General features: G+C 67.5%; 19 protein-coding genes. 9 read left to right on the forward strand and 10 right to left on the reverse strand.

The window, feature by feature from the left end; all coding sequences use genetic code 11:
* Positions 1–350: 350 nt before the first annotated feature.
* On the forward strand, positions 351–950 hold the full coding sequence (locus K8O92_20050) for an SLATT domain-containing protein (protein ID UAK30232.1): 600 nt from the start codon (positions 351–353) through the stop codon (positions 948–950).
* A 178-nt stretch (positions 951–1128) separates the two neighbouring features.
* Here the strand turns inward: K8O92_20050 and K8O92_20055 are convergent, their stop codons facing one another.
* The 8 genes from K8O92_20055 to K8O92_20090 form a co-directional block, all read right to left on the reverse strand.
* Positions 1129–2871 (reverse strand): GMC family oxidoreductase, encoded by a 1743-nt coding sequence (locus tag K8O92_20055; protein ID UAK30233.1) that lies wholly within the window; start codon positions 2869–2871, stop codon positions 1129–1131.
* Between the two features lie 49 nt (positions 2872–2920).
* Positions 2921–4378, reverse strand: a complete 1458-nt coding sequence (locus K8O92_20060) for an NAD(P)/FAD-dependent oxidoreductase (protein UAK30234.1) — start codon at positions 4376–4378, stop codon at positions 2921–2923.
* A 454-nt stretch (positions 4379–4832) separates the two neighbouring features.
* Positions 4833–6056 carry a DUF2236 domain-containing protein gene (locus K8O92_20065; protein ID UAK30235.1) on the reverse strand — a complete coding sequence of 408 codons (1224 nt, stop codon included), beginning with the start codon at positions 6054–6056 and terminating at the stop codon, positions 4833–4835.
* Positions 6007–6669: a TetR/AcrR family transcriptional regulator gene (locus K8O92_20070; GenBank protein ID UAK30236.1), complete on the reverse strand. Its 663-nt coding sequence runs from the start codon at positions 6667–6669 to the stop codon at positions 6007–6009. The genes K8O92_20065 and K8O92_20070 overlap by 50 nt, the downstream gene beginning before the upstream one ends.
* Positions 6670–7053: 384 nt before the next feature.
* A complete protein-coding gene (locus K8O92_20075) occupies positions 7054–7749 on the reverse strand; it encodes a hypothetical protein (GenBank protein ID UAK30237.1) in 696 nt (231 codons plus the stop codon).
* A gap of 108 nt (positions 7750–7857) precedes the next feature.
* Positions 7858–8016, reverse strand: coding sequence for a hypothetical protein (locus K8O92_20080; protein ID UAK30238.1), 159 nt, complete (start codon positions 8014–8016; stop codon positions 7858–7860).
* 38 nt (positions 8017–8054) lie between these two features.
* The gene (locus K8O92_20085; GenBank protein UAK30239.1) at positions 8055–8681 is read right to left on the reverse strand and encodes a hypothetical protein; all 627 of its coding nucleotides are present in this window, start codon (positions 8679–8681) and stop codon (positions 8055–8057) included.
* A gap of 150 nt (positions 8682–8831) precedes the next feature.
* Positions 8832–9152: a cupin domain-containing protein gene (locus K8O92_20090; GenBank protein UAK30240.1), complete on the reverse strand. Its 321-nt coding sequence runs from the start codon at positions 9150–9152 to the stop codon at positions 8832–8834.
* Positions 9153–9215: 63 nt separating this feature from the next.
* Between K8O92_20090 and K8O92_20095 the strand changes: the two genes are divergently transcribed.
* On the forward strand, positions 9216–10625 hold the full coding sequence (locus K8O92_20095) for a PLP-dependent aminotransferase family protein (GenBank protein UAK30241.1): 1410 nt from the start codon (positions 9216–9218) through the stop codon (positions 10623–10625).
* A 103-nt stretch (positions 10626–10728) separates the two neighbouring features.
* Here the strand turns inward: K8O92_20095 and K8O92_20100 are convergent, their stop codons facing one another.
* On the reverse strand, positions 10729–11571 hold the full coding sequence (locus tag K8O92_20100) for an SDR family NAD(P)-dependent oxidoreductase (protein ID UAK30242.1): 843 nt from the start codon (positions 11569–11571) through the stop codon (positions 10729–10731).
* A gap of 120 nt (positions 11572–11691) precedes the next feature.
* On the opposite strand from K8O92_20100, the gene K8O92_20105 reads away from it, so the two are divergent.
* Entirely contained in the window at positions 11692–12336 is a 645-nt protein-coding gene (locus tag K8O92_20105) for a TetR/AcrR family transcriptional regulator (protein ID UAK30243.1), read from the forward strand.
* A 222-nt stretch (positions 12337–12558) separates the two neighbouring features.
* On the opposite strand, the gene K8O92_20110 is transcribed toward K8O92_20105, so the two are convergent.
* A complete protein-coding gene (locus K8O92_20110; protein ID UAK35830.1) occupies positions 12559–12798 on the reverse strand; it encodes an ANTAR domain-containing protein in 240 nt (79 codons plus the stop codon).
* A gap of 607 nt (positions 12799–13405) precedes the next feature.
* Here K8O92_20110 and K8O92_20115 point away from each other — a divergent pair.
* The 6 genes from K8O92_20115 (at position 13406) to K8O92_20140 (ending at position 24713) form a co-directional block, all read left to right on the forward strand.
* Entirely contained in the window at positions 13406–13693 is a 288-nt protein-coding gene (locus K8O92_20115; protein UAK35831.1) for a MerR family transcriptional regulator, read from the forward strand.
* Positions 13694–14141: 448 nt separating this feature from the next.
* A complete protein-coding gene (locus tag K8O92_20120; GenBank protein UAK30244.1) occupies positions 14142–18677 on the forward strand; it encodes a HAMP domain-containing protein in 4536 nt (1511 codons plus the stop codon).
* On the forward strand, positions 18677–21061 hold the full coding sequence (locus K8O92_20125; GenBank protein ID UAK30245.1) for a SpoIIE family protein phosphatase: 2385 nt from the start codon (positions 18677–18679) through the stop codon (positions 21059–21061). The genes K8O92_20120 and K8O92_20125 overlap by 1 nt, the downstream gene beginning before the upstream one ends.
* A 183-nt stretch (positions 21062–21244) precedes the next feature.
* Complete coding sequence (locus K8O92_20130; protein UAK30246.1) at positions 21245–21919, forward strand: PAS and ANTAR domain-containing protein; 675 nt, start codon at positions 21245–21247, stop codon at positions 21917–21919.
* 114 nt (positions 21920–22033) lie between these two features.
* Positions 22034–23131, forward strand: a complete 1098-nt coding sequence (locus tag K8O92_20135) for a YihY/virulence factor BrkB family protein (protein ID UAK30247.1) — start codon at positions 22034–22036, stop codon at positions 23129–23131.
* Positions 23132–23363: 232 nt separating this feature from the next.
* The gene (locus tag K8O92_20140; protein ID UAK30248.1) at positions 23364–24713 is read left to right on the forward strand and encodes a glycosyltransferase; all 1350 of its coding nucleotides are present in this window, start codon (positions 23364–23366) and stop codon (positions 24711–24713) included.
* Positions 24714–24717 lie beyond the last annotated feature (4 nt).

Genomic DNA, 24717 nt, shown 5'->3' on the forward strand with positions numbered 1-24717 from the left:
GACGCTGAAGCTCTGCGGCGCGGGCTCGGCCGGCCGGAGGCCGGAGGCCGGGGCGGATCGGGGGCGGGCCGGGTGGTGCGGTACCTGGTCGACAGGCCTGACCTCGGCTCGATCGGAGCCGGATCGGCAGCTGTGCCGCAACCCGCGGAGACACCGACGGCATCACTCCCGTGCGCACGGCGGGCAAGCGGTGGTGTGGAAATCGCCACAGGTCCGAATCCCATTGTGGCACCGCGTCGCACGTGTCGCAGGCGCGATCGGGCGCGGGGGACGTCGTCGGCGGCGCTCGCTCCACCGGCGGTACAGTCGATCGGGTGATCATCGAGGCGAGTGGGCGATACAGTACGGCCGTGACAGAGCACCGATCGCCCTTCGGCGGGGATCGCTCGCAGGACCTCGGGGTGCCGCCTTCGCTGGACCTCCGCTCCGCCGACTGGTCGAGTTCCGATGAGACCCTTGCCCGGCTGTTCCAACGTGTCGAGTCGTATGCCATAGACGCACGCGATTGGTATTCGAGGGACAGGCTGACGAAGCGGCGGACGAGCCTAGCCCTCACCGCGGCGATGCTCGGGCTGGGCTTACTCGGCATTCTGGTGCCACTGCTGACGACCGCCGGGGTCTCGGCCGTCGACCCGAGTTGGGGATACGCTTTGCTCACCCTCGCCGCCGGTTGTGCGGCGATCGACCGATTCTTCGGCATTTCGACAGCGTGGATGCGTGACATGCGAAGCGCGCAGTCGATCAACGCGATGTTGTGCGATTTCCAGCTCGAGTGGGCATCTGTTTCCAGGGCGCCCGCCAATTCCAACGGGGAGATAGACCGGCGGATGGTCCTGCTCCGAGATTTCTCGCACAGGGTCAACGAGGTGATCGCACGCGAGACCGATATCTGGACAGCGCAATTCCAGGTTTCGGCGGAATCGCGGATGAGCAGAGCCGACCACAGATAGAGCCGGTAGCCTCCGCCGTCCGATCGCGGGAGAGCTCTGAGGCACGCCCGGGTCACATAGCTGCACTGGCTGCCGTCGTCGCGACTCGGCGCGTGGGCGGCTCGTGACCGGGATGGCCGTGCGCGAGCAGCCACCGCGGCAAGTCGCGGCGACGGAAGCCTGTCGACCGGCTGGTCGGTCAGCCGCGTGTCTCGGCGGCCGGCTCGGGTCGATCGGCCGGACCCTTGATCTCGACGATGGGCAGCCGCAGAGCGGCAGGCGCACCGGTCGGGACCACCGGGTTGCGCGGCGGCACCGGGGCGATGCGGCGGTAGGGCGCGCCCTGTTCGGGACGCGGATCCGGCTCACCCTTGTTCGGCCAGAGGGCAACGGCTCGCTCGGCTTGCGCGGTGATCGTCAGCGAAGGGTTCACACCCAGGTTGGCCGAGATGGTCGAGCCGTCGATGACGTGCAGCCCCGGATTTCCGTGCATCCGGTGGTACGGATCGACGACCCCGGCCTCCGGGGAGTCCCCGATGACGCAGCCGCCGATGAAATGCCCGGTCATCGGGATGTCGAACAGAGCGCTCCAGCCCGCGGTCGGGATGCCGTCGATCTTGTCGGCGACCCGGTGGGCCACCTCGTGCCCGGCGGGCAGCCACGTCGGATTCGGTTCGCCCGCGCCCTGTCTGGTGGTCATCTTGCGACCGAACAGACCACGTTTGGTGTAGGTGGTGATGGAGTTGTCGACGGACTGCATCACCAGTAGCCCGATCATCTGTTCCGACCAGTGGTGCGGGTTGTGCACGTGGAGGGCGTCGCGGCCGAGTTCGCGCATCGTCCGCGCCCACAGGCGCAGCTTCGGGGTACGCCCGTCGGGGTCGACCATGGCGGTGCCGATCAGGCCGATGGCGTTGCTGCCCTTGCCATAGCGCACCGGCTCGATGTGGGTGTCGTCATCCGGGTGAATCGATGAGGTGATCGCGACGCCTTTGGTGAAATCGGAGTCCTTGCGGCGGCTGCGTATGGACAGCAGCTCCTCGGAGTTGGTGCGCGAGAGCTCGCCCAGACGCGGAGAAATGTTCGGCAGCGACCCGCGGTCACGGAGTCGGTGCAGCAGTTTCTGGGTCCCCAGCGCGGCGGCGGCGAACACGACGTGCTCGGCGGTGAACGTCCGGCGGGCTTTGCGGATCAACCGGCCGGTGCGGGCGGTGGAGACCGCGTAACCGCCACCGGGCAGCGGTCGCACATCGGTCACGGTGGTGAGTGTGTGGACCGTCGCGCCGGCCTGCTCGGCGAGGTAGAGGTAATTCTTGACGAGGGTGTTCTTGGCATTGTGACGGCAGCCGGTCATGCATTCACCGCAGTGCGTGCAGGTGCTGCGGGCGGGGCCGACCCCGCCGAAGAACGGGTCGGGTACATCCTGGCCGGGCCGCGCGCCGTTGCCGCCGAACAGGACGCCGACGGGGGTGCTGCGGTAGGTCGATCCGACGCCCATCTCCTCGGCCACCTGGGCCAGTACCCGGTCCGAGGGTGTGGTCGCGGGGTTGGTCGTCACGCCCAGCATCCGCTTGGCCTGGTCGTAGTGCGGGGCGAGCTCGTCCTTCCAGTCGGTGATGTGAGCCCACTGGCGATCCCGGTAGAACTTGTCCGGCGGCTCGTAGAGGGTGTTGGCGTACACCAGCGAGCCGCCGCCGACGCCCGCGCCCGCCATGATGAAGGTGTCTTTCAGCAGTGTCAGCCGCTGGATGCCGAAGCAACCCAGTGCGGGGGCCCACAGGTACTTGCGGGCGTCCCAGGAGGTCTTGGGGAATTCGTCGTCGGCGAAGCGCCTTCCCGCCTCGAGCACGCCGACCCGGTAGCCCTTCTCGGTCAGTCGCAGTGCGGTCACGCTGCCGCCGAAGCCGGAACCGACGACCACCACGTCGTAGTCGAACGTCATCTGATCTCCACCAGTTGTCGAAGTTGTTGTCGTGAGGATGTTCGCCGGGTCAAGCGACGGGCCTGAGTTCGAAGTCGGCGACGTCGAGCTTGCGGGTGCGCAACCGGTAGCTGGTGACGGTGCCGGGCCAGTTGTTGGTGATCCGTCCGGCGGCGTTGCGGTACCAGCTCGAGCAGAAGTTCCACGGGGTGCGGTCGAGGCGCTGCTGCAATGCGCGATCGAACCGGGCCTCGACCTCGGGACGCACCTCGAGTACGTGGCCCGGGCGTTCGGCCAGGCGCTCGACGGCTCGGCGGATATAGCGCGCCTGGGATTCGATCATGTAGACGATCGAGCCGACGCTGAGGTTGGTGTTCGGGCCGTACATCAAGAAGAGGTTCGGGTAGCCCGGAATCGTGATGCCCTGGTATGCCCGGGCGCCCTGCGACCACTCGTCGGCCAGCTTGCGCCCGGCCCGGCCGCAAATGCGCATCGGCCACAGGAACTCGGTTCCCTTGAAGCCCGTGCCGTAGATGATCGCGTCCACTTCGTGCAGCACGCCGTCGGCGGTGCGCACGCCGGCCGGGGTGATCTCGGTGATCGCGGTGGTTTCCACGGTCACGTCGGGACGGGTGAGCGCGGGTAGGTAGTCGTTGGAGAACAGCGCCCGCTTGCACCCGGCCGGATAGTCCGGGGTCAGCTCTGCCCGCAGTCGCGGGTCCGCCACCTGACGCTTCAGATGCCGCAGACCGATCCGGGTCACCAGCTTGCGGATGACCGGCACGTCGACGATGCCCAGGGAAAGGAATTCGCACAACAGCCAGAACGCGAAGCGCTCGGTGAGCCGGGTGACCGGCAGCAGCCGGAAGGCGCGGTGATGCCAGGGTTTGTACTCGACGTCAGGCTTGGGCATGATCCACGCGGCCGAGCGCTGGAACAGCGTCAGGTGCGCAACCGAGGGCGCGATCGCGGGCACGAACTGCACCGCGCTCGCGCCGGTGCCGATCACCGCTACCCGCTTGCCGGTCAGGTCGGCCTCGTGATCCCACTCGGCGGAATGGAAGGCCGTCCCGGCGAAGGTGTCCACGCCGGGGATGTCCGGCAGCGCGGGCCGCGAGAGCTGTCCGACCGCGGAGACCAGCACATCGCAGGTCAGCTGGGCGCCGTCGGCGGTGCGAACGGTCCACCGTCCGGTGGCCTCGTCGAACTCGGCGTCGGTGACCTCGCTGCGGAAGCGGATCTTGGACATCAGATCGTGATCGCGGGCGATGCCACGCAGATAAGCCAGGATGTCCGGCTGCTGGGAGAACCGCTTGGGCCAATCGGTGCGCGGCGCGTAGGAGTAAGAGTACAGCGGCGAAGGGATGTCGCAGCCCGCACCGGGGTAGGTGTTCTCCCGCCAGACGCCGCCGACCTCCTCGGCCCGCTCCAGGATCGTGACATCGTGCAGGCCGGCGCGCTGGAGTTCCATCGCCATGCCGAGCCCCCCGAATCCGGTGCCGATGATGACGATCGAAGGTGTGCTCATGGACCCAACGCTATGACCTGGGCAAAGTCCGATGCCAAACACCTGAGGTCAGAAAATCGACACTTTCGGCCATATCTGCGGGTGGAGCGGCCTTCACCCTGGGGTTCGGCGCGCGGAGGTAGGGTGCCGGGCACTCGCGCAGATCCCCCTGTGACGGTGGCGCACTCCGCTACCGTCGCTGAAAGCGACTCTCCTGTCCGGCGACTCGCGCGGCGCGGTCGCCGGATCAGTGTCCCATCAGGCAGTTACAAGGTGATGCCGGATGATCACATCATCATCGGCATGCCGGGGAACATTTGGTTCCACCAGGAACGAGCCATCGCCATGATTTGATCCAAGGTCATCATTATCTTTCGTCCTCTGCGGTATACGGCCCCGACCCATGAGTCGCCCTACCCGGTCGTCGGCACTTCTAACGACGAGAACGGCTGAAATTCTGTCCGTTCTGTCTGGGTCATGCGATTCGTCCCAGTGGTGGTGCGGATCGGCCGATGGTGGCGCTGCTTTCGCCGATGAGGCGTCGGAGGAACGCTTCTTGTTGTCGGCGGCCGTGGACAGCGGCGCGGTCCAGGCCTCCGGGAGTCAGGTGCCGGTAGGCACTGCGGGCGAGATTGACGGGGATGCGCAGGGCGGGATACCAGGGGAGGACGTAGGCGGGCAGTCCGAGGATCCGCATCGCTTCGGGTCCGAGGAATGCGCTGGTGACCGACAGGTGCTTGGCGCGGGCGAGCCGGCCGCGCAGAGCGGGCAGGTTGGGGTAGGACCAGTGCAGCGGATCGTCGGCCATGGGCAGGGCGAGCTGACGACTGGTCTCGTCGGGGTTGGTGATGGCGGTAAGGCAGTGGTCCAGAATGGCGACCCCGTCGCGGAAGCCGGTGGGGAGCCATTGTTCTTCGACGCCGATGAGCCAGCCGACGTAGCGGGTGAGGTGGGCGGCGGCGGCCAAGTCGCGGGGCGAGGGGATGACGCCGAGCGCCATGCCGCCGACGACGGGTGCGAGCAGGGCCCCGACGAGAGTGGCGGCCATATCGGTCTGGTTGATCGGCAGGCCCCATTCCTCGGTGCGCCAGTCGGGCATGGCGGCGACGTGCCTGCGGACCAGGGAGTGGATGAGCCGGACATGCAGGGTGGAGCGGTAGCCGACACCGTAGCGATCCATGCCGTTCTCGGTGGACACGTCCATCGCCCATTGCAGGGTTTCGGCGAACCGGCGAGCCGGTCCCTTCTCCAACGCGCCGGTGCGCAGGAGGGTCTTGTTGAACCCGGATGCCAGGTAGCCGCCGATGAAGGAGACGTCCCGAGCGAAGTACAGCCCGTCGTTGCCTCCGGAACGGAACACGCGCTCGCCATCGCGCAGCAGATGCGGGTCGACCCATGCCGGGGTGTCCTCGACGACGGTGAAGAACGCGCGCAGCGAGTCCGGAGCGTCGGGAACGCTGTCGATGCCCGACCGCAGCGCCTGCTCGAACAGCGGCCGCGTGGCGGCCATGCCTTCGGCGTACATCCACTCCACGAGGCGGTCCATCGGCTCGTCGCCGACCAGCAGTGATTCGCCGAGCGACTGCCAGCGCTGGGGGGAGGGCTTCCCGATGCGCAGCAGCGCGGCGATCGGAGCGAGGCCGGGTGCTTTACGGGGCCGGTCGGGGTGGCGAGCCGGAATTGTCGCGGACGCGGTCATGGTTTGGCTCCTCGTCGAGGCGGGTGATGCCGTGTTTCGTCAGCGGCACGATGGTGGTGCGAATGAAGGCGCGGGCGCGCTCGTCGTCGGTGAAGTCGACACTGCCGCCACCGGGGGTGAGCATCAGCGAGTGGGCGAGGCGGGCTACGAGTTCGGCGACCGGGCGCGGGTCGTAGTCGTCGACGAGCCCCGAGGACTGGGCGTTGGTCAGCATGCCGACGATGTAATCGATACCGATGGACACCAGGCGTTCACCCTGCACAGTGGAGAACCGCAACGCTTCGTCGGGCGCCACCCGCAGCAGTTGGGCGACCAGCCGGTGGATGCGGGTCTGCAGCAGGACGTACCGCATCGTCTCCTCGATCTGGGCGTCCACACCGGCGGCGGTGGCGGCGATCGCGGTGACTTCGGCGAGCATGCGGCGGGTCTCGCGGGCGAGTACCGCTTCGATCAGGTTGTCCTTGCCCGCGAACCGGCGGTGGACGGTGATGCGGCTGAGACGGGCCACGCGGGCGATGTCCTCCATGCTGGCCCGGCGGATCCCCACCTGCAGGATGCGCTCCAGCGCGGCATCCAGGATCCTCTCGTCCACCTCGTCGGGCCGCTGGGTCATGATATAAAAGTACAAAGCTTGTATCATTGTGTCAATGAATCATTCGAAGCCGCGTACTGCGACCAGTCGGCACCGCCGGTCGCTGAACCGACCTCTGAAACCGCTGCTGTCCGACCGCGACGCACTGCCCGCGGCGTGAACGAGCCGCTCCGAGCGGTAACCATTTCGGCGAATTGGGTACCTCCACCGATCTCCGCCATGACTACGGTCGCGGAGGCGAACGACCCACCCGCACAGGTAATTCACGCGGACGGTGACTCGGACGGCGGCGATGCCGGTTCACCGCCTGCGGATGCCGTTCTTCTGATCGTGCGCGGGCGAACGATGTGCTCAGCTCCAGGCAGGGCGGTGTAGTCGTCCGCTTCTCGACAGCGCGTCTGCGGGTCAGCCGATTCCCAGGTCCTCTCGGGCCTGGTCGAGGAAGGACGTCAGGAAGTCCGTGATCCCGGCGATCATCCGGTCGACCTCGGCGAGCAGCGGCGGGCCGCTCTGACGCAGGCCCTCATCGGTCTCCGCGGCCCCGCCGCGCGCGAGGAATGGACTGAGGTGATCCTTCGTGAAGGGCACGTAGTACTCGTAGGTGAAGCTTTCCAGCGCGGGCACGAACGCAAGGTTCCCGACCAGGAGGACAGTGGTCAACGTTCGCCAGATCAGCTGTCCCTTGTCCAGGAGTTCGAGTACTTGCGCACGGACTTCCGCACGGTCGGGCGGGTTCTGGGTCAATTCACCCTTCAGGCCGCCGAGTTCCTCGACGTACGCCATGAGCGTGGCAGCGAGCTCGGTGTAGACCGTCTGCCGGTTGTCACGCACCACTTGGGCGGCCTCGGCGTGTTCTCTTCTCTCCAGCTGGCTTTTGCTGACATAGATCGCCGATCCCGCCGAGACCCCGCTGGACAGTATCGCCACGCACAACGCGGTGATCAGGGCGTAGCGGCTACTGCGGGTCACGGCCCGCACGTCTCGTTCCAGGTTCGCCGCCGACGCGGCCGCCCGTGCCGTGGCTTCACCCGGCGGCGTGGCCGAATCTTCCGTCTCGGGGTCCGAGATGCTCTCGGGCTGGGGTTTCCTCTCGGTATCCATCGGCTGCACCGATCCTGTTCCGACCTGGGTTCACGCTGGCTGGTGCTCGAACCCAGCGTCTCCGGGTGACCGGCGCCGCGACAGAGTAGTGGGCTACTCGATTCGGAGCTATGTGTCCGGGTCTTCGTCCTGGTCGGCGTGCGGTCCAGGGCCTGCCAGGTTGCGAGGGGCATTGCCGGACCGCTCGGCGGACCGGACGCCGAGGATGCTCTCTTCTCGGGCATCCTCGGCAGTGTCATCGGCGGAGATGTTGTCGGGTCGGGTCATTAGTGGCTCCCTCGGGTGAACCGCTGAGTATCGACCGATCAGCTCGCGGCGCGGTCGCGGAAATCGAGTACGAGACCCGCGTCCCACGCTCGCTCGATGATGTGGGCGATATCGATATCTCGTACGTCGCTGAACTCGGGGCCCGCGAACAGGTCATCGATGTAGCGCAGGATGTACTCGGCCACCATGGAGTCGACCCGCCCGACGCCTCCGACGACGCGGGAAGTGAGGTCGCGGGCGCGCATCCTCACGGTGAGGTCCTCGGCGCGGACATCGTCGGTGCGTATGAACAGTCCGCACGGTTCGCGGGGGATCAACGCGAGCCGGATCAGTACCCGGGCCGCGCCGATGTATCGCAGCGTCCGTCCCGGCAGGCGGACGCGCAGGCGCAGCAGGATCGGTACCGCGATCGTCATATCCCAGGCGCCCGAATCGCATCGCGTGGCGTGCACGGGTCCGGTTTCGCCGATGGCGGTGGCGTGGACGAGTCCGTTCAACGCCACCGGTATCGGGCCGATCTCGATCCTCTCACCCACGATCTGCGCGACAACGTCGGCGATTCGCTCCGGTGTCGCGGCGGCACGCAACACTCGATCGGCGAAGTCCGTGCGCGACAACACCTCCGCCGGCACGCTGCCGGCTACCGTCTCGCGATGGTCGGCCATGTCGCTACCTCCGTCGTCAGCGGTCACCCGGAGTCGGGCGGATGCACACCGCACGTAGGTGACAACTACCCCGCCATCGCGATCTCAATCGAGAAAGCCGCCGCTGACGAGCCGCGGCCGACCGGCTTGCATCGGCCGAACCTGCCGTGTTCAGTTGCCGTACTGTTTCGTCTCAGGTCGCTCGATCATGAGCCCGTGAGCCGGTTGCTCTGCCACCGGCCGATGCTCGACTCCGCGCGGAACGACGAAGATATCGCCGGGACCGAGCGTCACCGGTTCGCGGTCCTGCAATTCGATGCGGAAGGTACCGCTCCAGCACAGGAACAGCTCGTCCTCGTCGTGATGATGCCAGGGGAACGCACCGTGGAAGCGGGCGATGCGTACCACGGCGTCGTTCGCCGTGGCCAGGTCCCGCGGCTGCCACGGTCCGGTCAGGTCGTCGATGACATCGGTGATCGAAATCTTGCTCACGGCTTCATCCTGGCGACGGCTGGGGCTGGACCCTAGAGCCAATCGGGGCAGAATGGTTTGCTTATGGAGCCAATCGAACTCGCCGACCGTCTCGGTCGCTGGTCCGCCGGCCGAGGGCCGTTGTATCTGTTGTTGGCCGGGCGATTGCGGACCTTGATCGATGACGGCGAGCTGCGGTCGGGCACGCGATTGCCGCCCGACCGCACGCTGGCGAAAGCACTTGCGGTGGGCCGCAGTACGGTCGTGACGGCCTACGACCTGCTCAGCGCGGAGGGGCGAGTGGTGCGCAGGCAGGGGAGCGGCACCCGGGTCGCGGGGCCCGCGGCGCTCCCGGCCCGGGAGACCACCCATTCTCCGGCCTTCTTGCAGCTGCTCGAACCGGACGGCGATGTCATCGCGCTCGCCTGCGCGGCCCCTACGACACCGCCGCCCGAGGTGATACTCGCGTATCAGCAGATCCTCCCCGAACTCGCTGCGGCCGACGGCGACATCGGGTATCGGCCGACCGGGCATCCGCTGTTGCGCAGGGCAGTCGCCGAGCGATACCGAGAACGTGGCGTGCCGACCGATCCGGAGCAGATTCTCGTCACCGGTGGGGGACAGCACGCACTGTCATTGCTCGCCCGCGCTCTGCTGCGGCCCGGCGACCGCGTACTGGTGGAGGCGCCCACCTATCCCGGTGCGCTGGAGGCGTTCCGGGAGGTGGCGGCGATAACGCGGACAGCTCCGCCGGGCCTCGGTGCGGTGACCCCTGCGGCGCTCGCCTACGTCGTAGCGACCTACCAGAACCCCACGGGCGCGGTTCTTCCCGCGCTGGCCCGGCGGACGCTGGTCGAGTCGGCGAGAACGGCCGGGGTGCCGCTGATCGACGACGAGGTGCTGACCGACCTCGGATTCCCGGGCACCGATCCGCCGCCCCCGCCGTTGGCAGCCTACGACGAGTCCGTGATATCCATCGGTTCGCTCAGCAAGATCGTCTGGGGCGGACTGCGCGTCGGCTGGGTGCGGGCACCGAGTCCTGTGATCGCCCGGTTGGCCCGGGTGCGCGCCGTGCACGATCTCGGCGGCAACATCCCGGCTCAATTGGCCGCCGCCTGGCTGCTTCGCGACCTGCACACGCTGCGCGAGCGAATCGCGCAGCAGCGCAGGGACAGTCATGATGTCCTGGTGACCGAGCTGACCGAGCGACTACCGGGATGGGAGGTTCCCACGGTGTCCGGCGGTCAGACACTCTGGATCCGCCTGCCCTACGGGGACGGCACCTCGTTCGCCCAGCGCGCCTTGCGGCACGGTGTCGCGATCCTGCCCGGCGCCGGTCTCGACGCCTCCGGCGGCAGCATCGACTACGTCCGGATCAGCTTCGTCGCCGATCCCGGCTCCTTGCGCGAGGCCGCGCGACGCTTGGCCGAGGCATGGCGGAGCTACGAACCACCTGACCGGCCCGCTCCGACGCCGCCGCCACTGGCTGTCTAGGCCGCTGCTCATGTCGCAGTTCATTCGTGCTGCCGCTCGCCTTTCGACACGCGGACCGCGCTCGGCCCAGCCGACACCGGAGATCGGACAGCCCTCGCTGTGCTCATGTACCGCTGATGGTTGCCGCGTTCAGCAGGGTCGCGGTCAGTCGGGACAGGCGGTCGGCGGCTTCGGGATCGAATGGTTCGCCGTGGACGTCGATGGGATCGTCCTGCATGAATGCGCTCAGTGGCGCGGTCGGCGGGTGATCGAGGTGGCGGAGGATCCGGGTGAGAGCGGCTTCCACCGGTTGCCCGCGCTTTCGCATGTCAGCGACCAATTCAGCGCTGGCGGCATCGTATTGCCCGGTGAATCCGGTCGCCGTCAGCCCAGGGTGGAGCAGTATGTAGCGGATTCGGCTGTCGGGGTAGCGGCGAGTGAAACCGACCGCCAAGAGATCACTCAACTTCCCGCACTGCCTCATGACCGCGTCGGGATCGTAGGCGCCGGCGAACTGCAAATCGTCCCAACGAATTCCGGTGAGGTCGCCGCCGGGGCCTGCCAGGTCGAGAATCACTGGTGAGCCGGCCGTCGCCATCTGTGTCACGAGGCCGTGTCCGAACAGGTACCTGCTCAAGTAGAACAAGGCGAAATTCGCTTCGAAGCCTTCGGAAGTGACGAACCGGGTGGCGCGGTAATACCGCGCGCCGAGCACGAGTCTGTCGACTACCGGGTAGGTCGCCGTGATCTGCTCGATCACCCGCCGGTTCTCCGCTACCAGGCTCAAGTCCGCTCGAATGAATTCGATCCGCGCCTCAGCACCGAGTTCGGCCGCGGCGTTCAGGACCGCTTGTCCCTTGGACGCGTCGGTGCCGATGACGACTACCCGGTCGCCACGACGCAGGTAGGTCGACGCGAGCGCTTTCCCCATGCCATCGGTCCCGCCGGTGATCACAACCGTCTTCACGAATCTTCCTCCTGATCGAACTGATGAGATCAGTCAACTAGACTGAACAGTCTATGTCAATCAGTCTCATTTAGTAGACCGGCGAGTTCACATAGCTGCCCGTGCGATTACGATGGGCTGATGATCGTGTCGCAACCCCCTTCGTCCCGGCAGCTGCCGCCGCGGGGGCGTATCGACAAACGGCAGGCCATCATGGCCGCGGCGTTCACCGTTTTCGCCCGTGTGGGATACGCGCAGGCCCGGATGGATGACATCGCTGCCGAGGCCAAGGTTGCCAAGGCCACCGTCTACCACCACTTCCACGACAAGGAGTCCTTGTTTCGTCAAGCGGTGCAGTCGCTTTCGGAGACCGCGCTGGCCGCCAACCTGGCCGCTGTCGAGCGGCTGGCATCGCCCGGTGATGATCTGGGCATCGGATTGACGGAGGTCGGGCTACAGCTGGTCCAGTGCTATTGCGCCGCGGAATCGCGTGCGTTGCGGCGCCTGGTCTGCGCGGAAGCCGCGCAATTTCCAGATCTGGTCGAACTCGTCACCGAGGTTTCCCGCCGGGCTACCGCGGCCCTTGCCGATCGGCTCGCACGCCTGTCGCTGGCGGGCCGCCTCGACATCGATGATCCGGACATCGCCGCTGCCCAGTTCACAGCGCTGCTCGCCGGTCCCGCCGACGGTATGCTCCGCCTCGGCGCGAGTCCGGTCGCCGATGCGGAACTGCGCGCCCTCACCCACTCCGCGGTGACAACCTTCCTCAAAGCATTCGGCCGATGAACATCGACCCTGTGGAATCCTCCGCCGAACTGCCTCAGCGCCTGTAACTCTCGGCGCAGGCGCGCCCGCGCGCACAAGCGGAGGCTGTCGCCGGTTGGGGGCTGCCTCACGTGGTGGCGGACTATCGCGGCTCGAATACACCGCACCGCCGACACGCCAGATCTAGGCACCGCCGTGCCCTCAAAGTGTCCGCGGCCTCACCGTGGGGCGACCCGGTGTGGTTCACCGAGCATCGCGGGTGGGTCCCAGCGGTGTGGTCGAGCTGGAGTCGCGCGGGGGCAGCGGTCCGAGCATGATCCGGTCCAATTCGGCGCGCAGTTGCCCTACCGTGCGCTGACCACCCGAGCCCGGGAGTTCGGTGACGATCCGCTGGGCCAAGTCGCGCACGCGCACGTTGGTGTTCTGCGAGCAGGACCGCATCAACGCGAACGCTCGCTCGTCGCCGATTCCGTACAACAGCATCACGATGCCTTTGGCCTGCTCGATCACCGCGCGGGTGGCCTCGAACGCGAACCGTTCGACATCGTCTGGCGGCGTGGGCTCTGCGGTAGTCACACCCCACGCCTACCCGGCATCCGCCGTGATGTAAACACCATGCGCCGGACGAAAAAATCTGCACTGATGGTTGTAGACATTTTTCGAGACGCGGTATACAGTCGCTGTCGTTGGAGATGAAGAGTCCAGTGGCCGGGCAGGTGAACTGCCCGGAATGCAACATCCACCATCCCCTCCGGCGGAGAAGAGAATCCGGTGCAGTCGGCCGGACCGCCGGAGGGGATGACGAAATACCGCAGACAGGTCCGTCAACCCGGGAGGTGGTCGCTGAAACCGTTACCTACTCGCTGCGTGCCCGGGAAGTATCGGGCGCGGTGGCAAACGCCGACCCTGTCGGTCGGCGGATGGATTTGAAATCAAACCCCCTTCGAAAGATCTCGGGCCCCGGCGCACAGTGCGCCGGGGCCTGACGGCGTTGACCCCGAGAGGTGTTGTGGACCAACCGAACACGAACCCGACCAGCGGCTCCAGTGCCGCGGACCGGCTCGCTGACGACGACTACCCCGCTTACAGCATGGGCCGGGCAGCGGAAATCCTCGGCGTCACCCCGGCCTTCCTGCGCGGCCTCGACGCCGCCGAGTTACTGACGCCACAGCGCTCCGAAGGCGGGCACCGCCGCTACTCCCGCCACCAATTGCGCCTCGCCGCCCGCGTCCGCCAGCTCGTCGACGACGGCAACACCCTCGAAGCAGCCGCCCGCATCGTCATCCTCGAAGATCAACTCGCCGAGGCTCGACGCCGCAACACCGAACTCCAGCACACCCTCGACCAGCGCGCCGACACCGCCGCCCACCCCGAATGAGCTGGGATAGCGGTTACCGCGCCTTCCCACTGAGCACAACAGACAGTGGGATCACCGGCGCCGCCATATGCATCTTCGTCGATGCGGCGGGGCAGAGGCTTCAGGGCAGAGCCGTACCCGACGAAGACGCTGTCGCGACGATCGTGGCGGCCCTCAACCGCTCACTGGGCACCTGCATCGGCATCTCTCGGGCGCATTCCTGACGAGAACGGCGTGGCCGGGAACATCGACCCTCGATGCCGACCGGTCTTTGTCGGGGCCGTGGTCAGCCGAGGCCGAAGTCGGTCAGGCGAAAACCGGATGCCGAGCGGTGGGCCTCGTCAATGATACTTTCAACAGATGTAGTCGCCGGTGTCTCCGTGTTCAGCAGCCAGCACAGCACCGATGGTCAGCGACCCGTCGTACGCGGTGTCGCGTCCGAATCGGGTGGGGCAGAACGAGGATGAGCATGACGGATACGGCGGCAGCTGCCCGCATCGGAACCGAGCAGGCAGTGACGGCCGCGGGCCAGGTCGAGTTGCGCCAACTGCTGGCCGGGTTGACGGCGGTGCGCGACGGTGATTTCGGCACCCGGCTACCGACGGACGCCGACGGGCTGCTCGGTGAGATCGCGACGGTGTTCAACGGCATGGTGGACCAGCTGTCGCTGTTCACCTCCGAGGTCACCCGCGTCGCGCGCGAGGTCGGTACGGACGGGCGGCTGGGTGGTCAAGCCGAGGTGCCCGGCGTGTCCGGCACCTGGAAGGACCTCACCGACTCGGTGAACGCGATGGCGGGCAACCTGACCAGCCAGGTGCGCGACATCGCCCAGGTCGCGACGGCCGTGGCGCGCGGCGACCTCTCCCAGAAGATCGACGTGGACGCGCGCGGTGAGATCCTGGAGTTGAAGGACACCGTCAACACGATGGTGGACCAACTGTCCGCGTTCGCGGACGAGGTCACCCGCGTGGCGCGCGAAGTGGGTTCGGAGGGCCGGCTGGGCGGTCAGGCGGAGGTGCCCGGCGTCGGCGGCGTGTGGCGCGATCTCACCGCCTCGGTGAACTTCATGGCGGGCAACCTGACCGACCAGGTCCGCAACATCGCCCAGGTGACGACCGCGGTGGCCCGGGGCGATTTGAGCCAGAAGATCACGGTGAGCGCCCGCGGCGAGATCCTGGAGTTGAAGAACACCATCAACACGATGGTCGACCAGCTGTCGTCCTTCGCCGACGAGGTCACCCGGGTGTCGCGCGAGGTGGGCACGGAGGGCATCCTCGGTGGTCAGGCGGATGTCAAGGGCGTATCCGGTACCTGGCGCGACCTCACCGACTCGGTCAATTTCATGGCGGGCAATCTGACAGCGCAGGTGCGTTCGATCGCTCAGGTCGCCACCGCGGTGGCCCAGGGTGATCTGTCCCAGAAGATCAGGGTGGACGCGCGGGGCGAGATCCTGGAGTTGAAGAACACCATCAACACGATGGTCGATCAGCTCTCGGCGTTCGCCGACGAGGTCACCCGCGTCGCCCGCGAAGTGGGCACCGAGGGCCGGCTGGGCGGTCAGGCGGACGTCAAGGGCGTCTCCGGCACCTGGAAGGACCTCACCGAGTCGGTCAACGTGATGGCCGACAACCTCACCGCGCAGGTGCGTTCGATCGCGCAGGTCACGACCGCGGTCGCCCGCGGCGACCTGAGCCAGAAGATCCGGGTGGACGCGCGCGGTGAGATCTTGGAGCTCAAGGAGACCATCAACACGATGGTCGATCAGCTCTCGGCCTTCGCCGACGAGGTCACCCGCGTCGCCCGAGAGGTCGGCACCGAGGGCAACCTCGGCGGCCAGGCGACGGTGCGGGGTGTGTCGGGCACCTGGAAGGACCTGACCGACAACGTCAATGTCATGGCCTCCAACCTGACCGGCCAGGTGCGCTCGATCGCTCAGGTCGCCACGGCGGTGGCGCGCGGCGATCTGAGCCAGAAGATCACCGTGGAGGCGAAGGGCGAGGTCGCGGCGCTCGCCGGTGTGATCAACACGATGGTCGACACGCTGTCCGCCTTCGCCGACGAGGTCACCCGTGTCGCCCGGGAGGTCGGCACCGAGGGCATGCTCGGCGGTCAGGCGCGGGTACCGAACGTGGCGGGCACCTGGAAGGACCTGACCGACAACGTCAACTCGATGGCGAACAACCTGACCAACCAGGTCCGCAACATCGCCCAGGTCACCACCGCGGTGGCGCAGGGCGATCTGACCCGCAAGATCGACGTGGACGCTCGCGGCGAGATCCTCGAGTTGAAGACCACGATCAACACGATGGTCGACCAGCTTTCCGCGTTCGCGGCCGAGGTGACCCGCGTCGCCCGCGAGGTGGGGTCGGAGGGCCGGCTGGGCGGGCAGGCCGAGGTCGAGGGAGTCTCGGGCACGTGGAAGCGGCTGACCGAGAACGTCAACGGGCTGGCGGGCAACCTGACCCGCCAGGTCCGCGCCATCGCCGCGGTCACCAGCGCCGTGGCCGAGGGCGACCTGACCCGCTCCATCACCGTGGAGGCCTCCGGCGAGGTCGCGGAGCTGAAGGACAACATCAACGCGATGGTGGAGTCCCTGCGTGAGACCACCATGGCCAACCAGGATCAGGACTGGTTGAAGACCAACCTGGCCCGCATCTCCGGTCTCATGCAGGGACAGCGCGACCTGCATGTGGTGGCCGGATTGATCATGGACGAGCTGGCGCCGTTGGTCTCCGCGCAGTTCGGTGCGTTCTACCTTGCCGACGACAGCGACGAGCAGCCGGAGCTGCGGCTGATCAGCTCCTACGGCAGTCCGGAGGAACCGGGCAGCCCGACGCGGTTCGCCTTCGGCCAGTCCCTGGTAGGCCAGGCCGCCCGCAGTCGCCGCACGATCGCCGTGGAGAACGTGCCCGGCGACTACGTCACCATCTCCTCCGGACTGGGACAGATCGCGCCGCTCAACCTGCTGATGCTGCCGATCGTGGTGGAGGATCAGGTCCTCGGTGTGATCGAGCTGGCTACGCTGCACCGCTTCACCCGCATCCACCGGGACTTCCTCGACCAGCTGATGGAGACGGTGGGCGTCAACGTCAACACCATCATCGCCAACGCCCGCACCGACGAGCTGCTGGTCGAGTCCCAGCGCCTGACCACCGAACTGCAAGCCCGTTCCGAGGAGTTGCAGGTGCAGCAGGAAGAGCTGCAGCGATCCAACGCCGAGCTCGAGGACAAGGCGGCTCTGCTGGCCATGCAGAACCGCGACATCGAAGCCAAGAACCTCCAGATCGAGCAGGCCAGGCAGGAACTGGAGACCCGCGCCCAGCAGCTCGCGCTCGCTTCGAAGTACAAGTCGGAGTTCCTGGCCAATATGAGCCACGAACTGCGCACCCCGCTGAACAGTCTGCTGATCCTCGCGCAATTGCTGGCCCAGAACCCGAGTCGCAACCTCACGCCCAAGCAGGTCGAGTACGCGGGCATCATCCACTCGGCGGGCTCGGACCTGTTGCAGCTGATCAACGACATCCTCGATCTGTCCAAGGTGGAGGCGGGCAAGATGGACCTCACGCCCGAGCGCGTGTCGTTGCGTCAGCTGCTGGACTACGTCGAGGCCACCTTCCGGCCGATGACCACCCAGAAGAGTCTGCGCTTCCGCGTCACGACTTCGCCCGGCCTGCCGTTGGACCTGCTCACCGACGACTCCCGGCTGCGTCAGGTGCTGCGCAATCTGCTGTCCAACGCGGTGAAGTTCACCGAGACCGGGTCGGTGCAGCTGCGGATCGAGCCCGCGGAGGCGAGCGAGCTGCCCGCCGCCGTGCGCCAGCACGGCGCCGCCGTCGCGTTCCGGGTGATCGACACCGGTATCGGCATCGCCGAACACCAACTGGAGTCGATCTTCGGCGCGTTCCAGCAGGCCGACGGCACGACCAGCCGCAAGTACGGCGGCACCGGCCTCGGCCTGTCGATCAGCCGGGAGATCGCCTACCTGCTCGGCGGCGCCATCAGCGCCGAAAGCACGCTCGGCCAGGGCAGCACGTTCACGCTGTATCTCCCGGTCGCCCGGCCGGACTTCCAGGACGCGCCGCCCCGTGAGCGGGAGGACGACGCACAGCAGCCCGACAGCCGCCCGGCGCAGATTCCGGCTCCCGCCACGCCCCAGCAGCACCGCCGATTGCTGGTCGTGGAGGAACGCCCGCAAGGCCTGCTGTCGCTGGTCGCGCAGAGCGCCGTCGCCGAACTGGCGGACAGCAACGACCCACGCGGTCCGGTCCAGGTCGTCACGACGGTCGGGGTGGAAGAGGCGGCGGCGGCGCTGGCTGCCGAAGCGTTCCACTGCGTGGTGCTCGAGATGGACATGCCCGACGGCGCCGCGCTGCGATTCCTGGAGACGATGGACGGAGACGCCGCGTTGAGCGGCGTGCCGGTCCTCGTCCACAACCGCAGGCTCGACGCCGAGCAGGAACGCGTGCTGCAACATCGCGCCACACGCCAGCCGTTGGAGTTGCTGTCCAGCCTGGACGATCTGCGGGAACGGATCGTTCTGCACGTCACCGCCGAGGCGCCCGGCGACATGGTGCCCCTGGTACGTCGCGAGGACGCACCGGCCGCCGCGCCGCACCATCCCGACGGCAAGCTCGCAGGCCGCACGGTGCTCATCATCGATGACGACGCCCGTAACCTCTTCGCGCTCAGCAGCATCCTCGAACTGCACGGCATGAGCGTGCTGCACGCGGAGGACGGGCGCGAGGGCATCGACAAGCTGCTCGCTCACCCGGAGACGGACCTGCTCCTGATGGACGTGATGATGCCCGAGATGGACGGTTATACCGCGACGGCCAAGATCCGCGAGATGCCGCAGTACGAGAACCTGCCGATCATCGCCGTGACGGCCAAGGCGATGCTGGGCGACCGCGAGAAGAGTCTCGCCGCAGGCGCCAACGACTACGTCACCAAGCCGGTCGACGCGGACGCGCTGATCGCGTGCATCCAGCACTGGCTGGGTGTCTGATGACCGACCTGGAAAGCCCCGGCACAGAGACCGAGACGACACCGAACGAGCCCCCGGGCGCGGGGGCCACCGTCCACCGCCTCGCGGCCACCGTGGAGCGGTTGCGCCAGCAGATCCAGCAGGCTCAGGCGACCGCCGACGGACGCGCGCTGATCGAGATGGCCAAGGGCGTACTGGTCGAACGGCTGCGCTGCGGGCCCGCGCAGGCGGTGCGGCAGCTCGAGGCCCTCGCCGAGCAAGCGGGCATCACTCCCCTGGAGTTGGCCGCCGACCTGGTCAACCAGGCGGCGCAGGACAAGGTCAGCGCGGTGGTGGGGGAGTTCCTGCTGCGTACCGCCACGCCGGAGGAGCCATCGGCGGCTGTGCGGTTGCGCACCGCCGAGAGCGGGCTGCTCGCCGCCGGCGACACGCAACGCGTGGCGGAGTCGGTGCTGGAGCACGCCGTGACGCCGCTGGGCGCCACGGCAGTGGCGATCTGGTCCGCGGGAGCAGACGCGTCGCTGACCCTGGCGGGTTTCGCCGGCATCGTCCCGCACGAAGCCGAGCGATGGCGGTATGTGCCGCCCGGCGTGGCCACCCCGGCACGGCAGGCACTGGTGGAGCGCAACGCGGTGTGGATCGAAGACCTGGGCCGGTCCGGCCTGCCGTCGATCGGTGACCGCGACGGTGGCCGCGCGGCGATCCCGGCGGCAGCTGGGGGCAAGCTGCTCGGCGTGCTCGAGGTGTGCTGGCCGCAGCCGCTCGAGCCGCAGCCGCCGCAGGTGCACCGGCAGTTGGAGGCGCTGGCCGAGTTGTGCGCGCACACCCTGGAGTCGGACCTGGCCCCTGTGCGCGCACCGGTCCGGCCCGACGTCGCGGAACTCGTACGGCTCGCGGACGGCCTTTTCGACCCGGCGCTCGTGCTGCTGCCCCACCACGACGACGACGGCGCGCTCGTCGACTTCTGCATCCACCACGTCAACAGTTGCTTCGTCGACCCGGCAGGCCGTCCCCGCGGCCTGGTCAACGGCGCGCTGCTGCTCGAGGCGTACCCGCTGGCCGCGGGTGAGGGGCAGCTGTTCGGGCGGATCGAGCACGTCTTCGCCACCGGCGAGACCTATCGCTCCGACCGAGTGATGCTGACCGAGCTGGTCGACCAGGTGCCGCTGACCGTCTCGACCGCGCTCAGCATCAGCCGCCATGGCGATACCGTGCTCGTGGTATGGAGGGTGGAGGACGAGACGGCGCGGCTGGCGACGCTGTTGCAGCACGCGCAGCGCCTGGGCCGGGTCGGTGGGTTCGAGGAGAACGCGGCCACCGGCGAGATCACCTGGAGCAGCCAGCTTTTCGCTCTCTACGGGCTGGCCCCGACCGCGACCCCGATTCCGCTCGCGCAGTTGCCCGGGCACGTCCACGCCGACGACGCCGATGCGGTGGGGCGGTTCCTGCGGACTCTGCTGCGCTACCGCCGCTCGGCCTCCACCGCGTTCCGCCTGATCCGGCCGGACGGCGTGACCCGGCACATCCGGATCGTCGCCGAACCGGTCCTGGAGGCGGGGCACCTTGCCGTCATCCGCGGCGCCTATCAGGACATCTCCGCCCAGCACTGGACCGAGGTCGCGCTGTCGGCGACGCGCGACCGGCTCGCGCACACCGAGCAGCACGCCGCCGAACAGAGCCTGCTGGCGCGGCAGCTCCAGCAGGCGATCATGCCGGACGCGCAGCCGTCCATCGAGGCGTTCGGGCTGCGCATCGCGGTGCGATACCGACCCGCCGAGCAGGACCACACCGTCGGCGGCGACTGGTACGACGCGGTCGTGCTGCCTTCCAAGCAGATCATGGTGTCCGTCGGCGACATCACCGGCCACGGCATCAAGGCGGCCACCGGCATGGTCGTGCTACGCAACGCCCTGCGCGGCCTCGCCGCCACGGGCGCAGGACCGGGTCAGATGCTGACCTGGCTGAACCAGGTGGCCCACCACCTGACCGACAACATCTTCGCCACCGCCATCTGCGGGCTCTACGACCCGCACACCCGGGTGCTGCGCTGGGCCCGGGCGGGCCATCTACCCCCGGTGCTGATACGCGACGGCCAAGCGTCCAGCCTGCCCATGCTGGCGGGGATGCTCCTCGGCGCTGTCGCGGAAACGACGTTCGAGGAAGCCGAACTCCAACTGGAACCCGACGACACACTCCTGCTCTACACCGACGGGCTGATCGAGCGCCGGGATCGGCTGCTCGACGAGTGTGTGGAACGGCTGCTCGCGACGTCGGCACAGCTCACCGGTAGCTTGGACGACCGTCTCGACGAGTTGCTCGACGGTAGCGATGCCGACACCGACGACGACACCTGCGTGGTGGGCATCCAAGTGGGACCTGGCCAGGACTCGTCGAGCAACTGCTAGCAGCTCTACGCACCCGGCTCCACGGCGACGTACGGCGCTGCACCCGGGAGGGCCTTCATGCAGGCGTCGCCGTCGGTGCGAGCCCGCCCGGTTCGGCGGGACGCCGGCCTGCTCGCGGAGCCAGGTCCGTGGGCGCGGTGAATGTGCTCCTAAGTGGCGGCGGCAGGGAGCATGATGGGACAGATGAGTGATGCCAGTGGGCCGGACGCCGCGGCCGGGCCGGACAGCGCCGGGCCGGAAGCGGAGGGCCGTGACCGGGTCGGCAGTTTCCGGTTCTGGTTCGACGATCAGCGTTGGGAATGGTCCGACGAGGTCGCCGAGTTGTACGGCTACGTCCCTGGTCAGGTGCATCCGACCACCGAACTGGTGCTGTCGCACAAGCACCCCGCCGACCGCGCCGCGGTGGCCGACGCTTTGGCCATCGCGGTGCGCGATCACGGTGCGTTCTGCAGCCGCCACCGCATCATCGACACGGCGGGCCGCCTCCGCCACGTGCTGGTGGTCGCCGACCATATCTTCGACGCCACCGGTGCGGTCGTGGGCACCTCCGGTTATTTCATCGATCTGACCGCCACCGTCGACCAGCAGCGACGCGAAGCCATCGATGAAACGCTGCCGGAAGTGGTCGAGGCCCGCGCGGCGATCGAACAGGCCAAGGGAATGCTGATGCTCGCCTACGGGCTGACCGCCGAGCAAGCTTTTCAGGTCTTGCGGTGGCGGTCGCAGGAAACCAACACCAAACTGCGGGTGCTGGCGACCAAACTGGTCACCGTGGCGGCGGCGGGCGGTGGTGGCCCTGTCCAGCTACGTACCCAGCTGGACCATCTCCTGCTGACCATCCACGAGTATCCCGACTGACCTCGGCAGCGCCCCCGGCGTTTGAGCACCGTCGCTCCGGGCACAACTCGTTCAACGCGGAGCACTGGCATTCCGCGTGTGATCGAGAGACGCGTTCGAGCGAGGCGAAACGAGATGGCGACAGATCGCGGCGGACTGAACCGGTACGAGAGCAGCGCCGAAGATCCGGCGAGTACGCAGGATCACGTCCAGGCGCGAGGTCGGGCGACCGATACCGGAGCCCGGCCGGATCTCGACTCGAACGAGCCGAGCAGCCCGGCCGAACTGTCGAAACCGTCGTTGCTCGCGGTCGTCAAACGCGCGGCCTCCGAATTCCAGCGCGACAACCTGACCGACTTGGCCGCCGCACTCACCTACTACGCGGTGTTGGCTATCGTGCCGGGCCTTATCGTCCTGGTGTCGCTGCTCGGGCTGCTGGGGCCCAACGCCGCCGACGAGCTCGTGAGGCAGGCGCAGCAGATCGCGCCGGGCTCGAGCGCCGACTTCGTGCACACACTCATCACCCAGGCTCAGGCCAACAAGCAAGGCGCGGGCCTCGGGGCGATACTCGGTCTCGCCGTTGCGTTGTGGTCGGCGTCGGGCTATGTCGCCGCGTTCATGCGCGCATCGAACGTGGTGTACGGCATCGGGGAGGGGCGCCCCATCTGGAAGACCACGCCGATCCGGCTCGGCGTCACCATCGTCGCGGTGATCCTCCTGGTGATCAGCACGGCCATAGTCGTGGCGAGCGGTCCGGTCGCCCAGCAGATCGGCGACTTCCTGGGTGTCGGGAACACCGCAGTGACGATCTGGAACATCGTGAAGTGGCCGGTGTTGTTCGTCCTGCTGTCGGTGCTGCTGGCCATCCTGTTCTGGGCCAGCCCGAACGCCCGACAGGGCGGGGTGAAATGGATCAGCCCTGGCGGCGTTGTCGCAGTCCTCATCTGGCTGATCGTCTCGGTGTTGTTCGCCGTCTATATCGCCAACTTCTCCTCCTACGACAAGACGTACGGGTCGCTGGCGGGTGTCGTGATCTTTCTCGTGTGGTTGTGGCTGAGCAACATCGCGCTGTTGCTGGGCGCCGAGATCAACGCCGAGCTCGATCACGGCAAAGCCATCGCTCAGGGCTTGCCGGAGGACGTCGAACCTTTCGCCGAGCCGCGTGATACCCGCAAGCTCGGCGCGGCGGAAAAGGAAGCAGCACAGGCCGCGAGGTCCGCTCGGCGCGAGTGAAACGCGGGGTGTATCTTCGGCGCGTTCCAGCCCGATGAACTGCCGATATTTGAGACAATCAGGGTGGACGCGTACTCGGTGCGCACAGGATCTTTTCATGCGCGTCAGGCATCCAATTGTTCCGCCGTGAGCATTCACGGTGCGGGAGTCGGCGATATCGAACAAACGACTTCGTACGGCGAGCACGTTCGATTCATTGCGACGCGTCAAGAGATCAGCGAGGACTCTCGGCATGGCTCGATACCTGTTGGCAGCGAGTCCCATACCCGGGCATGTGGCGCCCATGCAAGCCGTCGCGGCCGACCTGCGGCGGCGTGGTGATCAGGTGCGCTTGGTCGCCGGAAAGGCGTTCGGCGCATCCACCCGAGCGCAGGACGTCGAATTCGCGGTGTTGCCGCGAGACGCGGAGACGGCGCGGGCCGCGCCGCCACGGGGCCGATCGTCGGATCTGGTCCGGCGGTGGCGAACCGGCCGAGCGGAACTGCGGTCGGCTTTCCTCGCCCCGATCTCGGCGCAGTACCGCGCACTGGTCACCGAACTGGATGGAACGGAATACGACGCCGTTCTCGTCGATGTGATGTTCACCGGGGCCATTCCGCTGTTGCTGTCGCGGCGGAAACGGCCGCCGGTGATCGTCTGCGGCGTCGTTCCGTTGATGCTGTCCAGCGCGGACTGTGCGCCGTTCGGGATCGGCTGGCAGCCGCGTGCGGGTCGTGATTACACGGCTATGAACCGGTTCGTGCAGCAGGTCTTGTTTCGTGGTGACCAGGCCGGGCTGAACTCGATTCTGCGTGCGCTCGACATCGGGCCCGCACCGGTATTCCTGCTGGACTGGCCCCTGCTCGCCGATCGAATCCTGCAGTTCACTGTGCCCGGATTCGAATATCCGCGCAGCGATCTGCCGCCCTCGGTTGTCTTCACCGGGCCGATTTCGAACCCTGCCTCCGAAAATGTCGACTTGCCGAGTTGGTGGCCCGACCTGGAGGGCGCGAAAAAGATCGTTCATGTCACACAGGGCACATGGGACAACCGGTGTTTCGATCAATTGCTCCGCCCGGCCTTATCCGCGCTGAGCCACCGCTGCGAGGTAGTGGTCGTCGCGTGCACCGGTGGCTCGCGCGCACCCGTCGGGTCGCTGCCCGCGAACGCGTATGTCACCGAGTTCATTCCCTATGCACAGCTCTTGTCCCGCGTCGACGTGATGATCACCAATGGTGGCTACGGTGGCGTGAACCGAGCACTGAGCTACGGCGTGCCATTGATCGTCGCGGGCGATACCGCCGACAAACCGGAGACCGCGGCCCGTGTGGCATACACCGGAGCAGGCATCGATCTCGGCACAGCATGGCCGCGGCCCGCAGCGATCGCGACGGCGGTCGACAAGATCTTCGAATCCGGCACCTTCCGGCAGGCGGCAAGCCGGTTGGCATCGGAAATGGCGAAGCGGTCACCCTTCGACGTGATCGCTGCCGTACTGACGGAGGTTTCCTCGGGCCCGCGGCGCCACGCACCCGCATCCGCCGCCACACCGGCCGATTCCGCATCACCGCAGCATTCCGCCGATCCGCGCGAACACATGTGAGGTG

The sequence above is a fragment of the Nocardia asteroides genome (assembly GCA_019930625.1).
Lineage (GTDB): Bacteria > Actinomycetota > Actinomycetes > Mycobacteriales > Mycobacteriaceae > Nocardia > Nocardia sputi.